Annotated in this window: 18 protein-coding genes; 12 read left to right on the top strand and 6 right to left on the bottom strand. The window is 70.7% G+C overall.

Annotated features, from left to right (window positions below; all coding sequences use genetic code 11):
- Positions 1–84: 84 nt before the first annotated feature.
- Genes ACFWP5_RS00190 through ACFWP5_RS00175 form a run of 4 tightly spaced genes read left to right on the top strand, consistent with a single transcriptional unit; the run spans position 85 to position 5,511 of the window.
- Positions 85–999, top strand: a complete 915-nt coding sequence (locus ACFWP5_RS00190; RefSeq protein ID WP_384148257.1) for a carbohydrate ABC transporter permease — start codon at positions 85–87, stop codon at positions 997–999.
- Positions 996–1,898, top strand: a complete 903-nt coding sequence (locus ACFWP5_RS00185; RefSeq protein WP_384148255.1) for a carbohydrate ABC transporter permease — start codon at positions 996–998, stop codon at positions 1,896–1,898. The genes ACFWP5_RS00190 and ACFWP5_RS00185 overlap by 4 nt, the downstream gene beginning before the upstream one ends.
- A gap of 10 nt (positions 1,899–1,908) precedes the next feature.
- Entirely contained in the window at positions 1,909–3,627 is a 1,719-nt protein-coding gene (locus ACFWP5_RS00180; RefSeq protein ID WP_384148253.1) for a hypothetical protein, read from the top strand.
- Between the two features lie 51 nt (positions 3,628–3,678).
- A complete protein-coding gene (locus tag ACFWP5_RS00175) occupies positions 3,679–5,511 on the top strand; it encodes a hypothetical protein (RefSeq protein ID WP_384148251.1) in 1,833 nt (610 codons plus the stop codon).
- 39 nt (positions 5,512–5,550) lie between these two features.
- On the opposite strand, the gene ACFWP5_RS00170 is transcribed toward ACFWP5_RS00175, so the two are convergent.
- Positions 5,551–6,216, bottom strand: a complete 666-nt coding sequence (locus ACFWP5_RS00170) for a nucleoside/nucleotide kinase family protein (protein ID WP_384148249.1) — start codon at positions 6,214–6,216, stop codon at positions 5,551–5,553.
- Positions 6,217–6,332: 116 nt separating this feature from the next.
- On the opposite strand from ACFWP5_RS00170, the gene ACFWP5_RS00165 reads away from it, so the two are divergent.
- Entirely contained in the window at positions 6,333–6,728 is a 396-nt protein-coding gene (locus ACFWP5_RS00165) for a YybH family protein (protein ID WP_384148247.1), read from the top strand.
- Between the two features lie 8 nt (positions 6,729–6,736).
- Here the strand turns inward: ACFWP5_RS00165 and ACFWP5_RS00160 are convergent, their stop codons facing one another.
- Positions 6,737–7,612 carry an LLM class flavin-dependent oxidoreductase gene (locus ACFWP5_RS00160; protein WP_384148245.1) on the bottom strand — a complete coding sequence of 292 codons (876 nt, stop codon included), beginning with the start codon at positions 7,610–7,612 and terminating at the stop codon, positions 6,737–6,739.
- Positions 7,613–7,784: 172 nt separating this feature from the next.
- Between ACFWP5_RS00160 and ACFWP5_RS00155 the strand changes: the two genes are divergently transcribed.
- Positions 7,785–8,426 (top strand): TetR/AcrR family transcriptional regulator, encoded by a 642-nt coding sequence (locus ACFWP5_RS00155; protein WP_384148243.1) that lies wholly within the window; start codon positions 7,785–7,787, stop codon positions 8,424–8,426.
- Here ACFWP5_RS00155 and ACFWP5_RS00150 read toward each other — a convergent pair.
- Together ACFWP5_RS00150 and ACFWP5_RS00145 are read right to left on the bottom strand one after the other, a co-directional pair.
- Complete coding sequence (locus ACFWP5_RS00150) at positions 8,369–8,878, bottom strand: GntR family transcriptional regulator (protein WP_384148241.1); 510 nt, start codon at positions 8,876–8,878, stop codon at positions 8,369–8,371. The two genes, ACFWP5_RS00155 and ACFWP5_RS00150, sit on opposite strands and share 58 nt — an antisense overlap.
- 40 nt (positions 8,879–8,918) lie before the next feature.
- Entirely contained in the window at positions 8,919–9,305 is a 387-nt protein-coding gene (locus ACFWP5_RS00145; protein ID WP_384148239.1) for a DUF5997 family protein, read from the bottom strand.
- Positions 9,306–9,363: 58 nt separating this feature from the next.
- Here ACFWP5_RS00145 and ACFWP5_RS00140 point away from each other — a divergent pair, with 58 nt between their 5' ends.
- A complete protein-coding gene (locus tag ACFWP5_RS00140) occupies positions 9,364–10,134 on the top strand; it encodes a LysR family transcriptional regulator substrate-binding protein (RefSeq protein WP_384148237.1) in 771 nt (256 codons plus the stop codon).
- Between the two features lie 127 nt (positions 10,135–10,261).
- Here ACFWP5_RS00140 and ACFWP5_RS00135 read toward each other — a convergent pair whose 3' ends face one another.
- Positions 10,262–10,645, bottom strand: a complete 384-nt coding sequence (locus tag ACFWP5_RS00135) for a BlaI/MecI/CopY family transcriptional regulator (protein WP_384148235.1) — start codon at positions 10,643–10,645, stop codon at positions 10,262–10,264.
- Positions 10,646–10,812: 167 nt separating this feature from the next.
- Here ACFWP5_RS00135 and ACFWP5_RS00130 point away from each other — a divergent pair, with 167 nt between their 5' ends.
- The 3 genes from ACFWP5_RS00130 (at position 10,813) to prcB (ending at position 14,181) form a co-directional block, all read left to right on the top strand.
- Positions 10,813–12,294, top strand: a complete 1,482-nt coding sequence (locus tag ACFWP5_RS00130; protein ID WP_384148233.1) for a hypothetical protein — start codon at positions 10,813–10,815, stop codon at positions 12,292–12,294.
- Positions 12,291–13,250 carry a YbhN family protein gene (locus ACFWP5_RS00125; RefSeq protein WP_384148231.1) on the top strand — a complete coding sequence of 320 codons (960 nt, stop codon included), beginning with the start codon at positions 12,291–12,293 and terminating at the stop codon, positions 13,248–13,250. Before ACFWP5_RS00130 ends, ACFWP5_RS00125 begins: the two co-directional genes overlap by 4 nt.
- Before the next feature lie 73 nt (positions 13,251–13,323).
- Entirely contained in the window at positions 13,324–14,181 is an 858-nt protein-coding gene (prcB, locus tag ACFWP5_RS00120) for a proteasome subunit beta (protein ID WP_384148229.1), read from the top strand.
- Between the two features lie 477 nt (positions 14,182–14,658).
- Here prcB and ACFWP5_RS00115 read toward each other — a convergent pair whose 3' ends face one another.
- The gene (locus ACFWP5_RS00115) at positions 14,659–15,729 is read right to left on the bottom strand and encodes a LacI family DNA-binding transcriptional regulator (protein ID WP_384148227.1); all 1,071 of its coding nucleotides are present in this window, start codon (positions 15,727–15,729) and stop codon (positions 14,659–14,661) included.
- 169 nt (positions 15,730–15,898) lie between these two features.
- Here ACFWP5_RS00115 and ACFWP5_RS00110 point away from each other — a divergent pair, with 169 nt between their 5' ends.
- Both ACFWP5_RS00110 and ACFWP5_RS00105 read left to right on the top strand, forming a co-directional pair.
- Positions 15,899–18,019 (top strand): alpha-galactosidase, encoded by a 2,121-nt coding sequence (locus ACFWP5_RS00110; RefSeq protein ID WP_384148225.1) that lies wholly within the window; start codon positions 15,899–15,901, stop codon positions 18,017–18,019.
- Between the two features lie 271 nt (positions 18,020–18,290).
- Positions 18,291–20,615, top strand: coding sequence for an ATP-binding protein (locus ACFWP5_RS00105; protein WP_384148224.1), 2,325 nt, complete (start codon positions 18,291–18,293; stop codon positions 20,613–20,615).
- The last annotated feature ends 58 nt before the right edge of the window (positions 20,616–20,673 follow it).

Genomic DNA, 20,673 nt, shown 5'->3' with positions numbered 1-20,673 from the left:
GCCCGGGCCCCGGGTGCCCACATGATGCCGGGCTCATGACGTGAGCCCACAGCGATCCATTCCACCAGCACGGAAGTCAGGAAGATGACAAAAAGCGCCGCGGACGTGTCCGTGAGGCCGCCCAGGAAACGACGCAGCACCTACACCCTCGCGCCGCTCGTCCTCATCACGGCCAATGTCGTGCTCTTCGCGCTGTTCTTCGTGTGGCCGGCGGTGATCGGGCTCGTCTACTCGTTCACGAACTACACGGGCGTGGGGGTGTTCCAGTTCATCGGGCTGGACAACTACCAGCACCTGTTCGGGGACTCCACCTTCTACGACGCGCTGGTCCGGACGCTGCTGTACACGGTGCTTGTCGTCCCGCTGAACTTCGTGCTCTCGCTGTTCATCGCCAACCTGGTGGTGAGCAAGCAGGCCAAGGGCGCGTCGGTGGCCCGTGTCCTCTTCTTCGTCCCGTGGCTCATCTCGCCCATCGTCGTGGGTGTCCTGTGGCGGTGGCTGTTCGGTGAGAACTTCGGGCTGATCAACTACGTCATCGAGAAGTTCGGCGGGAGCGCCGTCCCGTGGCAGTCGAACGCGGACCTGTCGCTGGGCGTCGTCGTGATGGCGGGCGCCTGGTGGGGAACGGCCTTCTCGATGCTGCTGTTCATCGCGGCGATCAAGAACGTACCGGTGTCGTACTACGAGGCGGCCTCGCTCGACGGTGCCGGCCCCTGGCGCCAGTTCATCAGCATCACGCTGCCGAGCATCGCGCCCACCTCCTTCATCGTGATCCTGCTCAACACGATCAACGCGATGAAGGAATATCCGCTGTTCGTCTCCCTCAACAACGGCGGACCGGGCACCTCGAACAACCTGCTTGTCCAGTACATCTACGAGACCGGCTTCAACCGGGGCCAGATCGGCTACGCGAGCGCCGCGTCGTTCGTGCTCATGCTCATCCTGATGGCCGTCGCGATCATCCAGCTGATCGTCAACCGGCGGGTGGAGAACCGATGACAACCACAGACACGCCGCGTCCGGCCGGCGCCGACTCCGTGCGGGCCCTCTCCAAGAAGCGGCCCGGCAACGGGAAGAGCGGTGGGCTCCGGCGCGCGGTACCCGCGACGACACTGCTGTGGGTCCTGGCCGGCCTCTACGGGCTGCCGGTCGCGTGGTTCGTCCTCAGCTCCTTCAAGCCGGCGGGAGACCTGTTCTCCCTCCCGCTGACGGTGCTTCCGCACAACCCCACCGTCTCCGGTTACACGGAGGCGTGGCGCAGCGCCAACTTCTCGCAGTACTTCATCAACACGACCATCGTGTGCGTGATCACGACGGTCCTCACCGTGGGCGTCAGCTGCTGCACCGGGTACGCGCTGGCCAAGTACGACAACAAGTGGCTGAAGTTCTTCTTCATCTGCATCCTGGCCACCACGATGCTGCCGTCCGAGGTCATGCTCGCCCCGGAGTTCCTGGTGGTCCGCAACCTGGGCCTCTACAACTCCTTCGCCGGCATCATCCTCCCGGCCGTGCTCACCGCGACCGGCTGCTTCATGTTCCGCCAGTTCTTCCTGACGGTCCCCGACGAACTCGTCGAGGCCGCGCGCATCGACGGCGCCCGTGAGCTGTCGATCTTCCTGCGGATCATGGTGCCGATCTCTCGGCCCATCATGCTGACCCTCGCGATCCTGTCCTTCCAGTGGCGGTGGAACGACTACATCTGGCCGCTGCTGATGCTGAACGACCCCAACAAGTTCACCGTGCAGATCGGCATCCAGAGCCTCGTCGGTGCGCAGAACATCAACTGGTCGGTGCTGCTCGGCGGTTCGGTCATCTCCATGATCCCGCTGATCATCATCTTCCTGGTGTTCCAGCGTTACGTCATGAGCGCCGACATCAACGCCGGACTGAAGGACTGAAGGACTGACTGTGCCCATCGCGCTCGACCACGAGTTCGTCCGCGCGGCGGCCCGTGCCGCCGACCGGTCGGCCGTCCCGCTGGCGGCCGGCCCCGACGTGGAACCCGCCGGTGTGCCGCACCGTGGTCTGGCGCGCCGGGTGAAGACCCTGATCGCGGCCTACCGTTCCCCGGACTCGGCACTGCACGGCAGCGGGCGGGCCGTCGCCGCCGCGATGACCCACCTCCGAGCCCTGCGGGCCGCGCAGACCAGCACCGGTCTCTTCGCCGGCGGCGACAACGTGCAGTCACCCCCGGACTCCGCGTTCACCGTGAACGACGTGTGCGACGCGCACGTCCTCGCCGCGGGCGCGGGTCCGGAACTGCGCGAGGTCACGGCCACGCTCGCCGAGATCGCCGGTGCCGTCTCCGGCAGTCTCCTGACCGGCGGGGTGCACACCCCGAACCACCGCTGGGAGCTGTCCGCGGCGCTGGCCCGGCTGCACCGCTCGTTCCCCGACGACCGGCTGCTCGACCGCGTCGAGGAGTGGCTCGCGGAGGGCGTCGACATCGACGCGGAGGGACTGTACTCGGAGCGGAGCGCCGTCTACGCATCCCACGTGTCCAACCCCTCGCTCCTGCTGCTGGCCGACGTCCTCGGCCGCTCCGACCTGCGGGACGCCGTCGAACGCAACCTCACCGCGACCCTGGACCTCATCCGACCGGACGGCACGGTGGAGACCGTCCACTCGCGACGGCAGGACCAGAACCACCCGTTCCCACGGGCGCCCTACCTGCCGCACTACCGGCTCCTCGCGATCCGCACAGGCCGCGGCGACTTCAGCCGAGCGGCGCGCTGGGCGGCGGCCGGCGGCATCGACGACCCCGACCTGCTCGCCGAGACGATCCTCACCCCCGACCTGTGCCGCACGCTGCCGACACCGGCGCCGGACCCCTTTCCCCGCGACCGGTACTTCACCACGGCGCGCCTCGCCTCACGTGCCTCCGCCACCGCGCACAGCGTCCTCTACGGCGGCTCCGACGTGCCCGAGCACCGGCGCGTCCGCTCGGGCCTCGCCTGCAACCCCACCTTCCTGCGCCTGTTCGCCGGTGCCGCCGTCCTCGACGCGGTCCGCCTCTCGCGGGCGTTCTTCGACCTGGGCCCGTTCCGTGCCGCCGACATGGAACAGCTCGCCGACAACCGGTACCGGCTCACCCAAACCCTCACAGCCGCCTACTACCAGCCGCTCCCGAAGGACCGGAGGCGCGACGACGGCGCCTACCGCCTGGTGGACGAGGGCCGCTTCTCCGCGGCGATGGCCTTCCCCGACCGCCCTCAGGACGAGGTCTCCCACACGACCCGGGTCGAGGTCGATCTGCGGGAGGACGGGGCCGACCTGCGGATCGACATCAGCGGCCCACCGGTGCCCTGGGCCCTCGAACTGACCTTCCGGCCGGGCGGCGAGCCGCAGGGCGCCGTACCGCTCGGCGACGGAAGCTGGTGCCTGACGACCGAGCCGTTGACCTACCGCGTCGGCGACGACGAGATCCGCGTCGAGGCCGCCGTCGAGAAGGGCGAACCGCTCGCCGGACCGGACCGGAGCGACGTACTGCGCTACGACCCGGGGCAGGACTACACCGTGGTCGGCGGCACCGACGCGACGACCGGGAACCGCGTCTACCTCGGTGGGCACGGACCGCAGACACTGAGCGTCACACTCCGCGCCCGCCGCCCCGCACCCGTCTCCTGACCCCGACGACCCACACCATGGCCACCTCAGGCATGAAGGGCTGAACCACCCGTGCACCTCCTCCACCAGCGCGGCCCGCTGCACGACCTCCCGGACACCCAGGAGGCCTACGACGCGGTCCTCGCCGACGTCGTCGAGCAGGCCCTGCGCCGCATCACGCCGGACGGCAACCTCGAACACCCCGACTGCTACGACGACATCGGGGACACCTCGCTCGGGATCACGTCCCTGTTGGCTTTCGCATGGCAGCGCGGCAAGGACGCGCGGCTGCCGGAGGCGGTGCGGCGCAGCCTCGCGTTCCACCTCCGGGAGCGCGTCTACACCGAGGACAACCCCGGTTACCCGAACCTGAAGATCCGCAACTCCGGCCTGCCGTACGCCCGTTACGTCCTGGAAGCGGGCGCGCACCCCATCGGCGACTGGCCGAGCACGGCGTGGGCGCTGCTCCAGGCGGTCAACATCCTCGACGCGACGGACGGACTCGTCGACGACGAACAGCGCACCGCGCTGGTCGAGTTGGCGCACGGCTACTGGCGCTGGCTCACCGAGGCGACCTTCTTCAACCCGCAGGAAGCCGGCAACCAGGCCATCGGATGCGTCGTCGGCGGCCTGATGCTGGCCCGCCATCTCCCTCCGGAAGAAGGAGAGTTGGTCCGCACGCGCGCGCTCAGTGTGTACGGCGACGAGATCCGTGCCCACCGCGTGAGCGACCGCGGCGCCCTCCTCCCGCCCGAGCACGGCGGCGCGTACGACAACAACTACGGCCCGATCTCCCTGTCGTTCCTCGCGCAGGCCCACATCGTCAGCGGCGAGGACGTCTTCGCCGAGGACGGGGAGGCGCTGGCCCGCTACATCGACGCCCGCCTCACCAGCGGCGGCTTCGACAACGGCGGTCCGCGCTACAGCGAACAGCACTCCGGCTTCGAATCGGTCCTCGGCCTGCGCTACTTCGGCAGCCGTATCGGCTCCGACATCGGCCGCTACCGGGGCGACAGCCGCTGGGGCCGGCACGCGGTCAAGCCGGACGGCGGGGTCGACGGGCACTTCGCGTGGATGCTGGTCTGGCAGGTCCAGGACACCACGCGCTGGCACCGGACACCGTCGACGGAGGCGGCCCGCCACCAACTGCGCGCGGGAACCGTCTCGGTGGCCTTCGACAGCAAGATGACCCCGTCACTGGTCGAGGCGGACGGGACGTACTACCTGCCCGCGGCAGTGAACCGCCAGCACGGCTTCGGCCCGGTGCTCGACGGTTTCCTGCTGTGCCGCCCAATGGGCGAGGTACGGGCCCGCGACCTCCAAGTCGGCGGACTGACGGCCAAGTTGGTCACCAAGCCGGTCGTCGGCCGTGACCACGTCCTGCGGCACATCCAGTCCCTGTACGTCACCGACGGCACGCGTCTCTGGATGACGGTGGCCGTCGAACGCCTTGACGGAGCACCGTACTTGCTGGCCGGGTTGCCTTATGCGGCGGACGACGGAGACCGGGTGCGCAGGACGGCGGACGGTGACGTCACCTCCGCGGGTGCCCTGCGCCTCACCCACCCGACCGACCAGGGCGTCGACCACTTCGACGCCCGTTCCGAACTCACGCAGCAACAGGCGGCGTTCGCGCTCGCAGCCGACCCGCGCGGCTACGGCAACCCGGACGAGGGCTGGTTCCACCTGGTCAGCTCCACAGCGCTGGAGGCCGACCCGGCACCGGGTGCGCCGGAGAACCTGCACGTGTTCGCCGTACGGTACGGACCCGGAGAAGGGCAGTTCACGCCCGTATTCGAGACCGGAGAGGACGGCCTGACCGTGCGTACGGAGGCGTTCACCGCGGTGATCGGGGACGCGACGGGCGACGCCCACGGGGAACCCGGGCTGACGCTGCGCGCCTGAGAACTGGAACGGGTGAACACCGGGGCACGGCCCGGGTGTTCACCCGTTGCGCACGCCGTACGGCGCGGGCAGCGCGGACGCGGGCACCACCAGATCCGCTCGCCCACGCGTCGTGGCGACAAGGTCGGCGTTGTGCTGGTCGGTGCCCAACACCCAGGCCACGGCGGTCTCGTGGTCCTTGCCGAACTCCTCGTGCCGGGCGACGAGTCGGCGGACGCGTTCGTCCTCGTCGACCTCGCAGAACCACACCTCGTCCAGGCACGGTCCTACCCGCGCCCATGAACCCGCCTTCAGCAGCAGGTAGTTGCCCTCCGTCACCACCAGCCGGGCCGTGGGCAGCACCGGGATCGCGCCGGCGATGGCCTGCTCCAGCACCCGCTCGAAGCCCGGCGCGTACACCACCTCGTCGGTCTCCTCGCGCAACCGCCGTAGCAGCGCCGCGTAACCGGCCGCGTCGAAGGTGTCGGGGGCGCCCTTGCGAGCGCGGCGGCCGAGGCGGTCCAGTTCGACGTCGGCGAGATGGAAGCCGTCCATGGGGACGTGGGCGACCCACGGTTCCCCGGCGCTGTTCAACGTCCGCACCAAGTGCTCGGCGAGGGTCGTCTTGCCCGCGCCCGGGCTGCCGGCGATACCGAGGACGGCACGTCGGCCGGGGGCGGCGAGAGCGGTGGCACGGGTGAGGAGGTCGTCGAAAGTCAGCGGCACACGGAGAGTGTGCCATCCGTCTCGGTTGCCCGGCCGGGGCGATGATGTGCGGAAGATCGGGGAGTCGAGTCAGCAGAGAGACCATGGAGTGGGGGACAGGAACAGGAGCCGACGCCATGTCCGACGACGCGACACAGATCCGCACCCTCATCACCGGCTGGGCCGAGGCCGTCCACCGCGGCGACCTCGACCGCGTCATGGCGGACCACACCGAGGACCTCGTCATGTACGACGTCCCGCCGCCGCACGCCGGCATCCACGGCCTCGCCGCCTACCGCGCCACCTGGCCGCCGTTCTTCGACTGGCAGGCCCAGGGCGCCTGCTTCGACATCGACTCCCTCGACATCACGGCCGGCACGGATGTCGCCTACGCCCATGCCCTGCTCCGGTGTGGCACCCCCGAGGAGTTCGCCGAACACCCCACCCTCCGCCTACGGCTCACCTTCGGCCTGCGCAAGGAGCGCGGCCGGTGGCTGGTCGCGCACGAACACCACTCGTTCCCGCACGACTGACCCGCCGTTTAGGACGCTTTGCCGATCAGTTCGTCGGCGACCCAGTGCGCGACGTCGGCGGGGTAGGGCGCCGCGAGTCCGAGCACGATGTGGTGGAAGCCCGCGTCGAGCGCCTCGCGGATCGCGGCTCGGGTGGCCTCGGGACGGTCGTAGGAGACGGAGAGGTGGATGGAGCGGGTGATCGCGGCGGGGTCGCGGCCGATCTCGGCGCAGTAGCGGTCGAGGAGTGCGCTGCGGTTGATGGCGTCCTCGATGTCGCCGCCGGGGATGTTCCACAGGTCGGCGTGCTCGGCGACCACGCGCAGTGTCGCGGCCGAGCGTCCGCCGATGAGGATCGGCGGGTGGGGGCGCTGGACGGGCTTGGGGTTGCCGAACGCTCCGGTGAGGTGGTGGTGGGTGCCGTGGAAGTCGAACGGTTTGTCCTCGGTCCACAGCCGCCGGATCACCGTGCAGGCCTCGGCCAGGCCGGCCACGGCGTGCGCGGAGTCGTGGAAGGGGAGGCCGTGCGCCTCGTACTCCCGCCTGGCCAGGGGGTGGTCGGGGCGTGAGCCGACGCCGATGCCGAAGTCGAGCCGTCCGCCGGAGACGACGTCGACGGTCGTGGCGATCTTGGCCAGCAGCGCGGGCGGCCGGAAGCGGTTGCTCGTCACCATCACGCCGAGCCGCAGTCGCCGGGTCTGCGCGGCGAGGGCGGAGAGCAGCGTCCAGCCCTCGAAGGCCGGTCCGTCCGGGTCGCCGCCGATCGGCATGAGGTGGTCGAACAGCCAGGCGTGCTCGATCTCCGGGACGGTGTCCGCCTCGCGCCAGACGCGCAGGAGGTCGTGGTAGCCGACCTGCATGGGGGCGGTCATGATTCCGAAGCTGGGGCGGGGTGTGTCGGGCATGGTGTCGTCCGTTCTTCGACAAGGTGCGATGGCAGGAGTGGCCCGGCGCAGGCGCGCGTGGCTTGGTCGTCCGGCCTCTGCTCTGGCATCATGGGCAAGCGGAACCTTGTTCCGGAAACGATACGGAACGTGGTTCCGGTTTGGCAAGTCGTGAGGGTGAAGGAGTTGCGCGGTGAGTGAGAACGGCGCGGATGCGGGACGCGTAGCCCGGCCCGAGAAGGGGGACGGTCAGGCCGGGAAGGTTGAGAAGGCGGACGGCCAGTCCAAGCGCGCCGACGCCCGGCGCAACAAGGAGACCCTCCTCGACGCCGCCGCCAAGGTCTTCGTCGCGTCGGGTGTCGACGCGCCTGTGCGTGACATCGCGCGCGAGGCCGGTGTGGGACTCGGCACGATCTACCGGCACTTCCCGACGCGGGCGGATCTCGTCATCGCCGTCTACCGCCACCAGGTCGAGGCCTGCGCCGAAGCCGGTCCGGCGCTGCTGGCGAGCAGTGCCACGCCGTACGCCGCGCTGCGGGAGTGGATCGATCTCTTCGTCGACTTCCTGGTCACCAAGCACGGACTCGCCGCGGTGCTGCGGTCGGACACCGCCGGCTTCGAGGCCCTGCACGGCTACTTCCTCGACCGCCTGCTGCCCGTGTGTACCGAGTTGTTCGACGCGGCGGCCGCTGCCGGTGAGGTCCGGTCCGACCTGACCGCCTACGAGGTCATGCGCGGCGTCGGCAATCTCTGCGTCGGCGCGGAGGGCGACGACCGCTACGACGCGCTCCGCCTCGTCGACGTCCTCATCGCGGGCCTGCGTCTGCCGCGCTGACGGAGGCGCCGGTCTCGTTCATGCGCGGGTGGCCGGAGTGTCATCTCCGGGTCATCCGGCGCTGAGACGTTCGCCCTCAGCCGCAGGTGTTCCCGCTCGGTCGCGTCGGCGGGGCGGGTCTCCACGGTGACGATCCGGCCGCCGGGTTCCTCGCCCGTCGAGCGTGCCCAGCGGGTGAAGCTGAGGAGTTCGCCGAAGCCCTGCGGGCGGGGCGTGCCGATCACGACCCGTCGGGTGCCGCGCCGTGAGGCGATCAGTCCCTCGGTGCGCAGGAGGGCCATCGCCTGGCGGACCGTGCCACGGGAGACGCCGTACTGTTCGGCGAGATCACCCTCGGCGGGCAGCCGTCCGCCGGAGCCGTAGCGGCCCTCGCCGATCTCCCGGCCGAGGTCGGCCGGAACCTTGCGGTACATCGCCGGGGGTTTCCCGGTCCCGGCCGGGCCGTCCGTCACCGCGTGGGTCTCCGTCCTGAGCGCGTCCGCCCCGCAGCCGTCAGTCGTCGCTCTCGGCGTTCTTCTTGTTCTTGATCCGCTCGGCTTCCTTGCGGACGTCGGCCTGGGTGGCGCGCTCCTTCTCCAGCCACTCGGGGCCGTCCTTCTTCAGCGCCTCGATCTGCTCGGTGGTGAGGGGCTCGGTGACCCCGCCGCGGGCGAGACCGGCGATGGACACGCCGAGCCTGGCCGCGACGACCGGGCGCGGGTGCGGGCCGTTGGCGCGCAGGTCGCGCAGCCACTCGGGCGGGTTGGCCTGCAGTTCGTTCAGCTCGGCGCGGGAGACCTCGGCCTTCTGGAACTCGGCGGGGGTGGCCTCTAGGTACACACCCAGCTTCTTCGCCGCCGTGGCGGGCTTCATGGTCTGGGTGGTCTGGTGCGACTTCATACCGTCAAGAGTATCGACCGTGTTCGAGACCTCCGACCACGCCGGGTAACCTTGCGGGGTGACAGGCTCGGAAGCATCCCCCACGTTCCGGCTCGCGTACGTCCCCGGGGTGACGCCCGCCAAGTGGGTGCGGATCTGGAACGAGCGCCGGTCCGACGTCCCCCTGACCCTCGTACCGGTACCGGCCGCCGAGGTGTCCGATGTGTTGCGGCGCGGCGAGGCCGACGCCGGACTCGTACGGCTGCCGGTCGACCGTGAGGTCTTCAGCGCGATCGCCCTCTACACAGAGGCGACCGTGGTCGTGGCCCCCAAGGATCACGTCGTGACGGCGGTCGAAGAGGTGTCCCTCGACGAACTCGCCGACGAGGTGGTCCTCCACCCCCTCGACGACGTCCTCGACTGGGAACAGCCGCCGGGGGAGCCCGCGTTCGAGCGTCCGGCCACCACCGAGGACGCCGTCGAACACGTGGCGTCGGGCATCGGCATCCTCTACGTCCCCCAGTCCCTGGCCCGGCTGCACCACCGCAAGGACCTCACCTACCGGACTGTCGTGGACGCTCCGCAGTCGGACGTCGCCCTGTCCTGGCCGGAGGACACGACCACCGAGCTGGTCGAGGACTTCATCGGCATCGTCCGTGGTCGTACGGTCAACAGCACCCGGGGCCGCACCCCGACGCCCCCTCAGCCGAAGACGAAGGCGAAGCGGACCGAAACCCCCGCGCGCCGCAAGCCCGCCGCCGGAAAGGCGACCGGCAAGACCGGCAAGAACCCCCGCGGCTCCACCGGCGGCGCCAAGGGAACCAAGCGCGGCAAGCCCCGAGGCCGCTGACAGCCGACGCGGTCCGCTCAGACCGACTTCGCTGTCGAACCCCGCACCACGAGACACGGCGGCAGCACGACCTCACCGGTCGCCGTCCGCCCCTCCGACAGTGGCAACGGGGTGCAGACGTCGAACCTCATCCCGCGCCCCCGGCCAGCAGGTCGCGCAGGGCCCTCTCCTCCTCGGGACGCAGACCGCACACGAACTGCTGCAGTGCGGCGATCGGATCCGGCCCCCGGTCCAGCGCCTCGCGCATCGCCTCGGCGGTCAACTCGGCCGCGTTCTTCGCCGGCCTGTAGCAGCCGCGCCGTCCGTCCGCGTCCCGCAGGACGAGCCCCTTGTCGTAGAGTCGCTTGAGGATCGTGTGCACGGTGTTGTAGGCGAGACGGCCGTCGATCTCGGCCTGGATCTCGGCCGGCGTCAGGGGGCGGTCGCTCGCCCACAACGAGGCGAGGACCTCGCTCTCCAGCTCACCGGCGCTGCGCCGCTCCGCCCGGACCTGCGGGTCTCTGCCAGCCATGGCGCTCACCTTACAGCGTGTAGGGCCGTCAGTCGCTTGGCTGAATTTCAGGCCACGGCCACGCCTGTCACGCGGTAGTTTGTCCATGTTTTCCCTGGCTCCCGTATTCCGAACTACAGGCTGTAGGGTGCTGGAAACCCTACAAACTGTAGGGGGATGGGTGGGTAATGTCCGGCAGCGCGTACGCCACACTCGCCGGGACGCGACGGCTCGGACCGCCGACCGCGTCCCGCCGCTCTGAGTACCCGCTCGCCGCGGTGGCGGCGGTCTTCACCCTGGCCCAACTGGTCCTCGTGCGACCCGGGTTGGGCCTCGGCTGGGACGAGACCGTCTACGTCAGCCAGATCAGCGCGCACGCCCCCGCCGCCTTCTTCAGCGCACCCCGGGCCCGAGGCATCTCCCTCCTCGTCGCCCCCATCACCTCCTGGTCCTCGTCCACCCCCCTCCTCCGCGTCTACCTCGCCGCCCTCTCCGGCCTGGCCCTGTTCCTCGCACTGCGCGTCTGGCGCGGCCTGTTCCCCGTCCGCGTCCTCGCCCTGGCAGGCGCCCTGTTCGCCTCCCTTTGGGTGACGCTCTTCTACGGCCCACAGGCCATGCCCAACTACTGGGTCGCCGTGGGCGCCCTCGCCGCGGCGGGCTGCTGCCTGCGCGCCCGGACCGACCGCTCCGACCGGGCCGCGCTGTGGGGACTGGCGGCGAGCGCGTCCCTGATGGCGTGGATGCGCCCGACGGACGCGGTCTGGGTGACGCTGCCGCTGCTGGCACTCCTCGTCGCCGTCCGCCGCCGGCGCCTGGTCGTCGCGCTCCTCGCCGGGCTCGCGTCCGGCGCCGTGGAATGGGTGATCGAGGCGTACGTCAGTTACGGCGGCCTGACCCAGCGGCTGAACGCGGCCTCGGCCATCGAGGGCGGACTGGGCTGGAACGTCGCGGTCGTCGACCAACTGCGCAGCCTGGGCGGACGCGCCCTGTGCCGCCCGTGCACGGGGGCGATGCCCAACCCGGCGGTCGACGTCTGGTGGCTCGTGCTCCCCGTGATCGCCGTCGTCGGACTGGTCGTAGCGATCCGCGCACGGCGCACGGCGGCCACCCTCGTCCCGCTGGCCTGCGCCGCCACCGCCGCCTTCCCGTACCTGTTCATGATCGGATACGCGGCGCCACGCTTCCTGCTGCCCGCCTACGCGCTGGTGTCGATCCCGGTGGCCGACGCGCTGATCCACCTGGTCACCAGACCGACCGGAGCATGGCGGCGGGTGGCCGTGACCCTGCTCGCGGCGGGGCTCGCCGGGCATCTGGCGGTCCAACTCGCCGTCCTGGAACGGACGGTGAGCCGTACGAGCACCCAGCACCGCGACTGGTCCCGCACCGCCGCCGAACTCCACCGCCTCGGCGTACGCAAGCCGTGCCTGCTCACCGGCCAGGACGCCATCCCGATCGCCTTCTACACGGGCTGCGCCTCCGCCGCGACCGGGGGTCACAACGCCAACAGCACCCGGACGACCCTCGACCGGACCGCCCGCCGTATGCCCGTCGCCAACGTCACGCCGGTCGGTAGTCGCCCACCCGCCTACGCCCACGACTGGCCCGCCCACCGCTACGGCGCGCTGGACCTCCGCGTCGCCCCGAGGACGGAGAGGGGCGGAGGCCGATGACGGCACCGCCCGCCCCCACCGCAACGACCACCACCACCATCCGCCGCCGACGGGCCTACTGGCAGACCGCGCTGACGGTCGCTGTCCTGGTCGCCGTCGTCTGTCTGGTGCGGGGGCACTGGCCCGTGCTCGCGAGCGGGGCCGGGCGGCTTGCCGTCGCCGATCAGGGGTGGTTGCTGGTGGCCGGGACGGCCGCCCTCGGGACGTGGGTGTCCTCGGCGCTCGCTCAGCAGGGTGCCGTGCCCCAACGGCTGCCCGGTGGACGGCTGGTGGCCTCGCAGCTCGCCGCGTCCGCCGCCAACCATGTGCTGCCCGCCGGGCTCGGCGCCGGTGCCGTCAATCTGCGGTTCCTGATGCGCTGTGGGCTGCCGGTCGGCCGCTCGGCCAGTGCTCTCGCCGTCAAGGCGACCGCCGGGGTGGTCGTCCGGGTCGTGCTCATCGGCGTTCTCGCCACCGTCTGTCCGGGTGTGCTGCGTGTCCCGCACGTCTCCGTGGGCGTGGTGGGTGTCGTCCTCGCGGTCGTCGTGCTCGTGACCGTGTTGCTCAACTGCCCGTTGTGGCCCCGGTGTCGGCGGGCTCTCGGCACGGTACTGACCGACATCCGCGCCGTGCACGCCCGGCCGAACCGGGCGGCTGCCCTGTGGGGCGGCTCGCTGGCCTTCGCCGCGCTGAACTGCCTGGTGCTTGTCTGTGTCACCCAGGCCGTCGAACTGCCGCTGTCCCCGGCCCGGGTGGCCCTGCTGTACCTCGCCGCCAGCAGCGCCGCCGCTCTGCTGCCCACGCCGGGTGGCATCGGTTCACTCGACGCGGCCCTGGTCTTCGCCCTCACCGCCTCGGGAACCACGGCGTCGGCCGCCGCTTCCGTCGTCCTCGGCTACCGGCTGCTCACCATGTGGCTGCCGCTGGTCCCCGGCCTGTTGGTGCTCGGGGTCCTGGTCCGGCGCAAAGCACTCTGACCCCAACTGCGTTTCCCGCCCGGCCGGTTCAGGTAGTAGTCCGAGTATTGGCCCGCGGGCGAGGGGGAGTTGCATGGCGGAGAACGAGAACAGTGGTGGCCGGTTGGCGGACGAGTTCTTCACTCCCGGGACCTCGTCCTTCACCGAGTTCCTGACGGCACACCGGCCCGCACTGCTGCCCACGCGCCGTCCCTTCCCGGCGGGCGTCCGCGCCGCCGCCGACCAATTCCCGCACGGCACCACGGTGTTGGCCCTCTCCTACCGCGACGGCGTGCTGATCGCCGGCGACCGCAGGGCCACCATGGGCAACGTCATCGCACAGCGCGACTTGGAGAAGGTGCACCCCGCGGACGACTACACCGCGGTCGCCTTCGCCGGCACGGTCGGGCTCGCCGTGGACATGGTGAGGCTGTACCAGGTCGAGCTGACGCACTTCGAGAAGATCGAGGGCATCCCGATGACCCTCAACGCGAAGGCCACCCGTCTCGCCGGCCTGATCCGGCAGAACCTCGGCCAGGCCATGCAGGGCCTCGCCGTCGTACCGCTCCTCGTCGGCTACGACCCCGCAGCCCCCGAAGGCGCGAAGGGCCGTATCTTCACCTTCGACGTCGTGGGCGGCACCTACGAGAAGCCGGACTTCCACGCCGAGGGCTCCGGCTCCCCGTATGCCAGGGGCGCCCTCAAGAAGCTGTTCCACCAGGGTATGTCCCGGCGCGACGCGGCTCTGGCCGCACTGCAGGCCCTCTACGACGCGGCCGACGACGACTCGGCCACCGGCGGCCCGGACATCAACCGCCGTATCTTCCCCATCGTTTCGGTCATCACCGAGGACGGTTTCGATCGGCTGCCAGAGCCGGAGACCGAGGCCCTGACCCGCGAGATGGTCGAGCAACGCCACAACCACCCGGACGGTCCGACCGTCGCGCCGTAGGCGACATGGTCCGGGTGACCGCGGTGCCGGTCATCAAGTCCGGCTTGACGCCCGAGGCGAGCTTGGTCGGGACGTTCGACTCGTACGGGTCCGGTATGACCTCGGTGTTGACCTTGGCCCCGGTGGCCTTCTCGAACGCCTCGATGGCCTGCTTGGGCTCCGAGACGCTGTTCTGTGCGACCCACATGGCGAGGCTGACGCCCTTGAGGGACGCGGTCGGGCTGACCGAACCCTCGGGCGCTGCGGTCGTGGCGCCACCGGTGCTGTCACTGCACGCGGTCGCGGTCAGCCCGAGGAGACAGGCGGTGGGAGGGACGGAGACGGCTCTTCTCATGGCGGATCTTGTTCGTACGCGGAAGGGAGGCGGGGCGGGCTTGCGGAGTTGGGCGATGACTGCGGGGAGGGCGGCTGACGGGTACGGCGAGCCCGGGCAGGGCGGACGTGACGGATACGACGAGGCCGGACGTCCGATCCGGCTCACACGTCCCGTGGGCCCGAGCTCTCCCGGAGGATGAGGGTGGGTTCGGCCGGTACCGGCGCGGGTTCCAGCCGATCGGTGTCGAGTTGGGCGCGCAGCAGCCCGAACGCGGCGCGGCCCAGCCCGTGGAAGTCCATGCGGACGGTGGTCAGGGACGGGGTGACGAAAGCGGAGTGCGGGGCGTCGTCGAAACCGATGACGCTGATGTCCTCCGGGACGCGCCGGCCCGCGTGGTGCAGGGCCCGCAGCACACCCAGCGCCAGGTCGTCGTTGCCGCACAGGATCGCGGTGACGTCCTTGTTCCGGGCGAGCTTCTTCCCGGCCTCGTAGCCGGCCTCGGCGTCCCAGCCCTTGCCGGACGGCGGAGGCGGGGTGATGCCGGCCGCTTCCAGTGCCTGACGCCAGCCCTCGGCGCGGGGGCCCGCCAGGCGCCGGGTTCCGGTCGAGGCGGGGATGGCGACGTGGTGGACGTTCGCGTGCCCGAGCGACAGCAGGTGCTCGGTGGCGGCACGGGCCGCCTCGCGGTCGTCGGCCCACACCGCCGGACGGCTGGGTGTCCGGCCCAGCGGTGGCGCTTCCACCAGCGCCGCGCACGGCACATGCGCCGGTACGCGATCCAGGGCGGCGGCACCGATGCGGTCGTAGCCGATGACCACCACGCCACCACCGGTGTCGGCGGCAGCGGCGATCGTACGGTCCAGATCGTCCTCGGGGGTCACCACCCGCACACCGAGCGCGTATCCGGCGGCGCGGGACGCCTCTTCAAGACCTTGCAGGGTGGCCGCATAGCCGTAGAGGACGGTGTTCGACGTGATGACCGTGACCGATCGGGTGACCCCGCTGGCGAGGGCGAACGCGGTGGCGTTGCGCCGGAAGCCCAGGGTCTGGATGGCGGCGTCGACGCGCTTTCGGGTCTCCTCCTTGACGTTCGGGTGGCCGTTGATGACCCGCGAAACGGTCTGGTAGGAGACGCCTGCGGCAGCCGCGACGTCGCGGATACTGGCGGCTTTCCGCGGTCCCTGAGGGGGGTCGCCGTGGCCGCCGGAGCTTGTGTGACCGGTCACATCCATGCGAGGATTGTGAGCGGTCACAACGTGGGCGTCAAGAGACCGCAACTGGGGATCCACCTTTCGAACACACTGGCAGGAGCGGCGAGTTCCCTCCCGCCGAGCGAGAAGCCCCAGCTCGGCGCCTGAACGAGAGCCGCAGGACCGAACCGTCCCAGAAGGGGAAAGCGCGTTGACCAGTGTCGTAGGAACAGTCGAGAGGTCCCGAATCTGGTCGCATCCGGTGCTCGGGCTGCACGCCGTCGTCGATGCCGCCGGAGCGGTCCGGCTGGGAGCGCCCGATCAGGACTGGGCCCGTCTGGTGCCTCTCGTCGAGGTCACCGCCACGGGGCACGGGCGCATGTGGTCGGGGGAGCGGTTCATCGAGACGGCCATCGGCGACCGTCTGACCTACCGCGATCACGAGACCGTGCGGGACGGAAGCGTGGACCGTACGACGATCCGGCTCACGGACCCCGTGACCGGGCTGCTCGCCCAGGTCACCCTGGAGGCGGGCGTCGACGCGGGCTTCCTGCGTGCGCGGGTACGGCTGGTCAACGAGGGTGCCGAGCCGCTCCGGTTGGAGAGCGTGACGACGCTGACCCTCGGCGGTATCACCTCCTCCGTTGCCGAATCCCCTGTCGCCGAAGACGGTCTCGACGGGCTGACCCTGCACTGGGCGGACAACGACTGGCTCGCCGAATGCCGTTGGCGCCAGGCCGAACTCCGCGACGAGGTCGTGCAGTTGAGCCGGTTCGCCCACGGGCGCGAGGGGCGCGGCTGCTTCGAGCGCTACTCGCAAGGGAGTTGGTCCACCGGCCGGCACCTCCCGGTCGCCGCCCTCACCGACCGGGAGGGCAACGCCTGGCTGTGGCAGATCGAGTCCAGCGCGGGCTGGCGCTTCGAGACCGGCGAACGCGAAGGCGCGGCCTACATCGCCCTGTTCGGGCCCGACGACGCCCATCACCAGTGGCACCAACTCCTCGCCCACGGCGAGGAGTTCAACACCGTCCCCGCTGTCCTCGTCCGCACGGAGACCGGCGGCCTGGACGCGGCCTTCGGGACCCTTACGGACTACCGCCGGGGCATCCGCCGCGACCACCCCGATCACCGCGCCCTCCCGGTGATCTACAACGACTACATGAACACCCTGAACGGCGACCCCACCACCGAACGGCTCCTGCCGCTCATCGAGGCGGCGGCGACCGCCGGCGCCGAGGTCTTCGTTATCGACGCGGGCTGGTACGACGACGACGCCCAGGGCTGGTGGGACTCCGTCGGTGCGTGGGAGCCCGCGCCCAACCGTTTCCCGGGCGGCATACAGGAGGTCCTGGACGCCATCACGAAGCGCGGCATGACTCCGGGCCTCTGGCTCGAACCCGAAGTCGTGGGCGTACGCAGCCCGTTGGCCCAGACCCTGCCTCCCGAGGCGTTCTTCCGTCGCGGCGGACTGCGCGTCACGGAACACGGCCGGCACCACTTGGACCTGCGCCACCCGGCCGCCCGCGCGCATCTCGACGAGGTGGTGGACCGGCTGGTCGGCGAGTGGGGCGTCGGCTATCTGAAGTTCGACTACAACATCAACATCGGCCCGGGGACGGAGAACGGGACCGAGAGCGCGGGCGCCGGACTGCTCGGGCACCACCGCGCCCACCTCGACTGGATGGCCGGACTCCTCGACCGCCATCCCCAACTCGTCTTGGAGAACTGCGGATCGGGCGGCCTCCGCATGGACTACGCCCAACTGGCCGTCGCCCAGCTCCAGTCCACCAGCGACCAGCAGGACCCGCTGCGCTACCCGCCCATCACCGCGGCGGCAGCCACCGCCGCGACACCCGAACAGGCCGCGGTGTGGGCGTACCCCCAGCCGGACCAGACCCTCGACGAGATCGCCTTCACCCTCACCGGCCCGCTCCTCGGCCGTATCCATCTCTCCGGCTTCCTCAACCTCATGAACGACGAGCAGTTCGACCTCGTCCGCTCGGCGGTCTCCGTCTACAAGGAGGTCCGGGGGGAGATCGGTACGGCGCATCCGTTCTGGCCGCTGGGGCTTCCCGGGTGGGAGGACGGGTGGATCGCGCATGGGCTGCGGGGGGCGGACGCCACGTACGTGATGGCGTGGAGACGGGAGTCGGGCGACGGAACCGGCGGTACTTTCACGGTTCCTCATCTGCGCGGGGCACATGTCCAAGCCGGGGTGCTGTATCCGGCGAGCGCGGATGCCGGCGCGGAATGGGACGCGGCGGAGGGGCAGTTGACGGTGTCCCTGCCTCGGGCCAATACGGCGGTTCTTCTTCGGTTGAGCGGCGGCTGAGCCGCGCACACGAGCACAGGAGTACCGGAGCCCTTCCTTCCGTCGGGTGGGAGGGCTCCGGGTCGTCGTTGCACAGTTGATCCACCGGTGATCGTCATGAGACAGAATCTGTTCACGTTCCGTCAGAAATATGCCGTCACCTGGCAATGCCGGGCTACAGGCGCTTCGTTCGCGTCCCGCCCATAGAGTTCTTGAAAGTCCATGCGCGGCGAGGCCATGGCGGGCACCGGGCGTTTCACTTTCGGAGGCGGGACCGATTGTGCAGGTATCCGTGACAAGGCAGAACATCGGCCAACCCGTCAGGGCGTCGAGTTTCGTCGGCCGGCGTCAGGAGACCGCCGAGGTCAAACGTCTGGTGGCCGCCCACCGGCTGGTGAGTCTCACCGGGACGGGCGGTGTCGGCAAGACCAGGCTGGTTCTGCACGCGGTGCCCCGGCTGGCGCGGACGTTCGCCGACGGGGTGCACCTCGTCCAGCTGGCCGGTGTGCGGGACGCCTCGCTGGTGCCGCTCGCCCTGATCGAGGCGCTCAACATCCGTGACGTGTCGGGTCGTTCGCCGGTGCGGGTCCTCATCGACCATCTCCAGGACCGGGAGTCGCTGCTCGTCCTGGACAACTGCGAACACCTGGCGGAGGCGTGCGCGCGGCTCGTCGAGACGCTGCTCGCGGAGACCGCGGGGGTGCGGGTGCTCGCCACCAGCAGGCATCCGCTGGACGTGCCCGCCCAACACGTCCTGGAAGTACAGCCGTTGCCGACTCCGACGCCGGGCGAGCCGCTGCCTCCCAAGCCCGCGCTGGAGTACCCGGCGTTGGCGCTGTTCGCCGACCGGGCCGCCGCCGTACTGCCCGGGTTCTCCCTCACCACGGCCAACCAGGACGCGGTGGCCGCCCTGTGCCGTCGGCTGGACGGGCTGCCGCTCGCGATCGAACTGGCGGCGGTACGGATGCGCGCCCTCGGAGTACAGCAGTTGCTCGAACGCCTCGACCGCCGCTACCGGTTGCTGGCCGACAGCGCGGACAGCACGGGCAGTGAGGAGACCCTGCCGCGCCACCGCACCCTGCGTGCGGCCGTCGACTGGAGCCACGACCTGTGCACCCGTGAGGAGCAGGCGGTGTGGGCGCGCGCCTCCGTCTTCACCGGGAGCTTCGACCTGGGCGCGGCCGAGGAGGTCTGCGCCGGGCCCGGTCTCGACCGTGACGAGATGGTGGACGCCGTAGCCGGTCTGGTCGACAAGTCGCTGCTGGTCCGCGACGGCGACGCCGTCCATGCCCGGTACCGGATGCTGGAGTCCATCCGGCAGTACGGCCTCGACCGGCTCCGCGAGGACGGCGCCGGCGCGGAGGAGGCGGCACGGCGCCGGGTGCGGGACTGGTGCCTGGACTTCGTCGAGGAGTGCGAGCGGCGCTGGTTCGGCCCCGATCAGCCGGAGCTGGTCCGGCGGCTGCACGCGGAGTCGGACCTCGTCCGCTCGGCGTTCGAGTTCTGCCTGAACACACCGGGTGAGCTGCGGGCCGGGCTGAAACTGGCGGGGCATCTGTGGTTCTTCTGGTTCGCGACCGGTGCCCTGGTGGAGGGCAGGTACTGGCTGGAGCGACTGCTCGCCGCCGCCCCCGAGCCGACCGTCGCACGGGCCCGCGCACTCTGGGCCCTCGCCCTGATGCTGCTCAGCCAGGGCAACGCCGTCCGGGCCGCACCCCTCGTCGAGGAGGCACGCGAACTCGCCCTGCGGCTGGGCGACGAGGCCGAGGTGGCGCACACCTTCTTCGGCCGGGGCGGCGCCTGCCTGATCAGCGGGGACTACGAGCGGGCGAGGGCCGTGTACGAGGAGGCGCTCTCCCGGCCGCCGCGCGAGGGCGAGTCGATGAGCCTGGTGGGCTTCAAGTACGTGGAACTGGCCCATGTCCTGGCGATCCAGGGCGAGTACGACCGTGCCATGACCCTGTGCGAGGAGTTCCGCCAGATCTGCCTGGCCCACGGCGAACAGTGGATCCACTCCTACCTCCTGCGCATCCTCGCCTTCGCCGAGTGGGCCAAGGGGGACCAGATGGCGGCCAGAGTCCACGCCCGGGAGTGTCTACGGCTCAAGCGGGCGGTCGGCGACGTGTTCGGCACCGGCATGACACTGGAACTCCTCGCCGCGGTCCACACACGCGACGGCGAGGGCCGCCCCGCCGCCGTACTGCTGGGCGCCGCCCAACGGATCTGGCAGGACGCCCACGTCGCACTGGACCGCACCCCGTCCCACGGCCCGGTGCGCACCGAGGCCGAGGAAGGCGCCCGCGCACTGCTGGGCGACGGGTTCGAGAGCGCATACCGCGAGGGCCTAGGACTCACCTCGGACCACGCGGTGGCCTACGCGCTGGGCGAGCGGGAGTCCGCGCCCCGGCAGGTGCTCGACAGCCCGCTCACCCGCCGCGAGACGGAGGTCGCCGAGCTGATCGCCGAGGGGCTGACCAACCAGCTGATCGCCGACCGGCTGGTCGTCGCGCTGCGGACGGCGGAGGGCCATGTGGAGCGCATCCTCAGCAAGCTGGGCTTCACCTCGCGCAGCCAGGTCGCCGTCTGGGCCGAGGCACGTCGGGCCACCCGCCTCTGATGCCGTACGGCCGTGACGACGTACGCCCGTGACGACGCACTGCCGAGACCACGTACGG

Origin of the sequence: Streptomyces sp. NPDC058469, from assembly GCF_042721125.1 — a bacterium.
In the GTDB taxonomy this organism is placed as follows: Bacteria; Actinomycetota; Actinomycetes; order Streptomycetales; family Streptomycetaceae; genus Streptomyces.
This window is presented reverse-complemented; position numbering and strand designations above follow the sequence as displayed.

Coding starts and splice junctions, on each gene's coding strand:
- ACFWP5_RS00190 (WP_384148257.1), top strand. CDS start 85: ATGACAAAAAGCGCCGCGGACGTGTCCGTGAGGCCGCCCAGGAAACGA.
- ACFWP5_RS00185 (WP_384148255.1), top strand. CDS start 996: ATGACAACCACAGACACGCCGCGTCCGGCCGGCGCCGACTCCGTGCGG.
- ACFWP5_RS00165 (WP_384148247.1), top strand. CDS start 6,333: ATGTCCGACGACGCGACACAGATCCGCACCCTCATCACCGGCTGGGCC.
- ACFWP5_RS00160 (WP_384148245.1), bottom strand. CDS start 7,612: ATGCCCGACACACCCCGCCCCAGCTTCGGAATCATGACCGCCCCCATG.
- ACFWP5_RS00145 (WP_384148239.1), bottom strand. CDS start 9,305: ATGAAGTCGCACCAGACCACCCAGACCATGAAGCCCGCCACGGCGGCG.
- ACFWP5_RS00135 (WP_384148235.1), bottom strand. CDS start 10,645: ATGGCTGGCAGAGACCCGCAGGTCCGGGCGGAGCGGCGCAGCGCCGGT.
- ACFWP5_RS00130 (WP_384148233.1), top strand. CDS start 10,813: ATGTCCGGCAGCGCGTACGCCACACTCGCCGGGACGCGACGGCTCGGA.
- ACFWP5_RS00125 (WP_384148231.1), top strand. CDS start 12,291: ATGACGGCACCGCCCGCCCCCACCGCAACGACCACCACCACCATCCGC.
- prcB (WP_384148229.1), top strand. CDS start 13,324: ATGGCGGAGAACGAGAACAGTGGTGGCCGGTTGGCGGACGAGTTCTTC.
- ACFWP5_RS00115 (WP_384148227.1), bottom strand. CDS start 15,729: ATGGATGTGACCGGTCACACAAGCTCCGGCGGCCACGGCGACCCCCCT.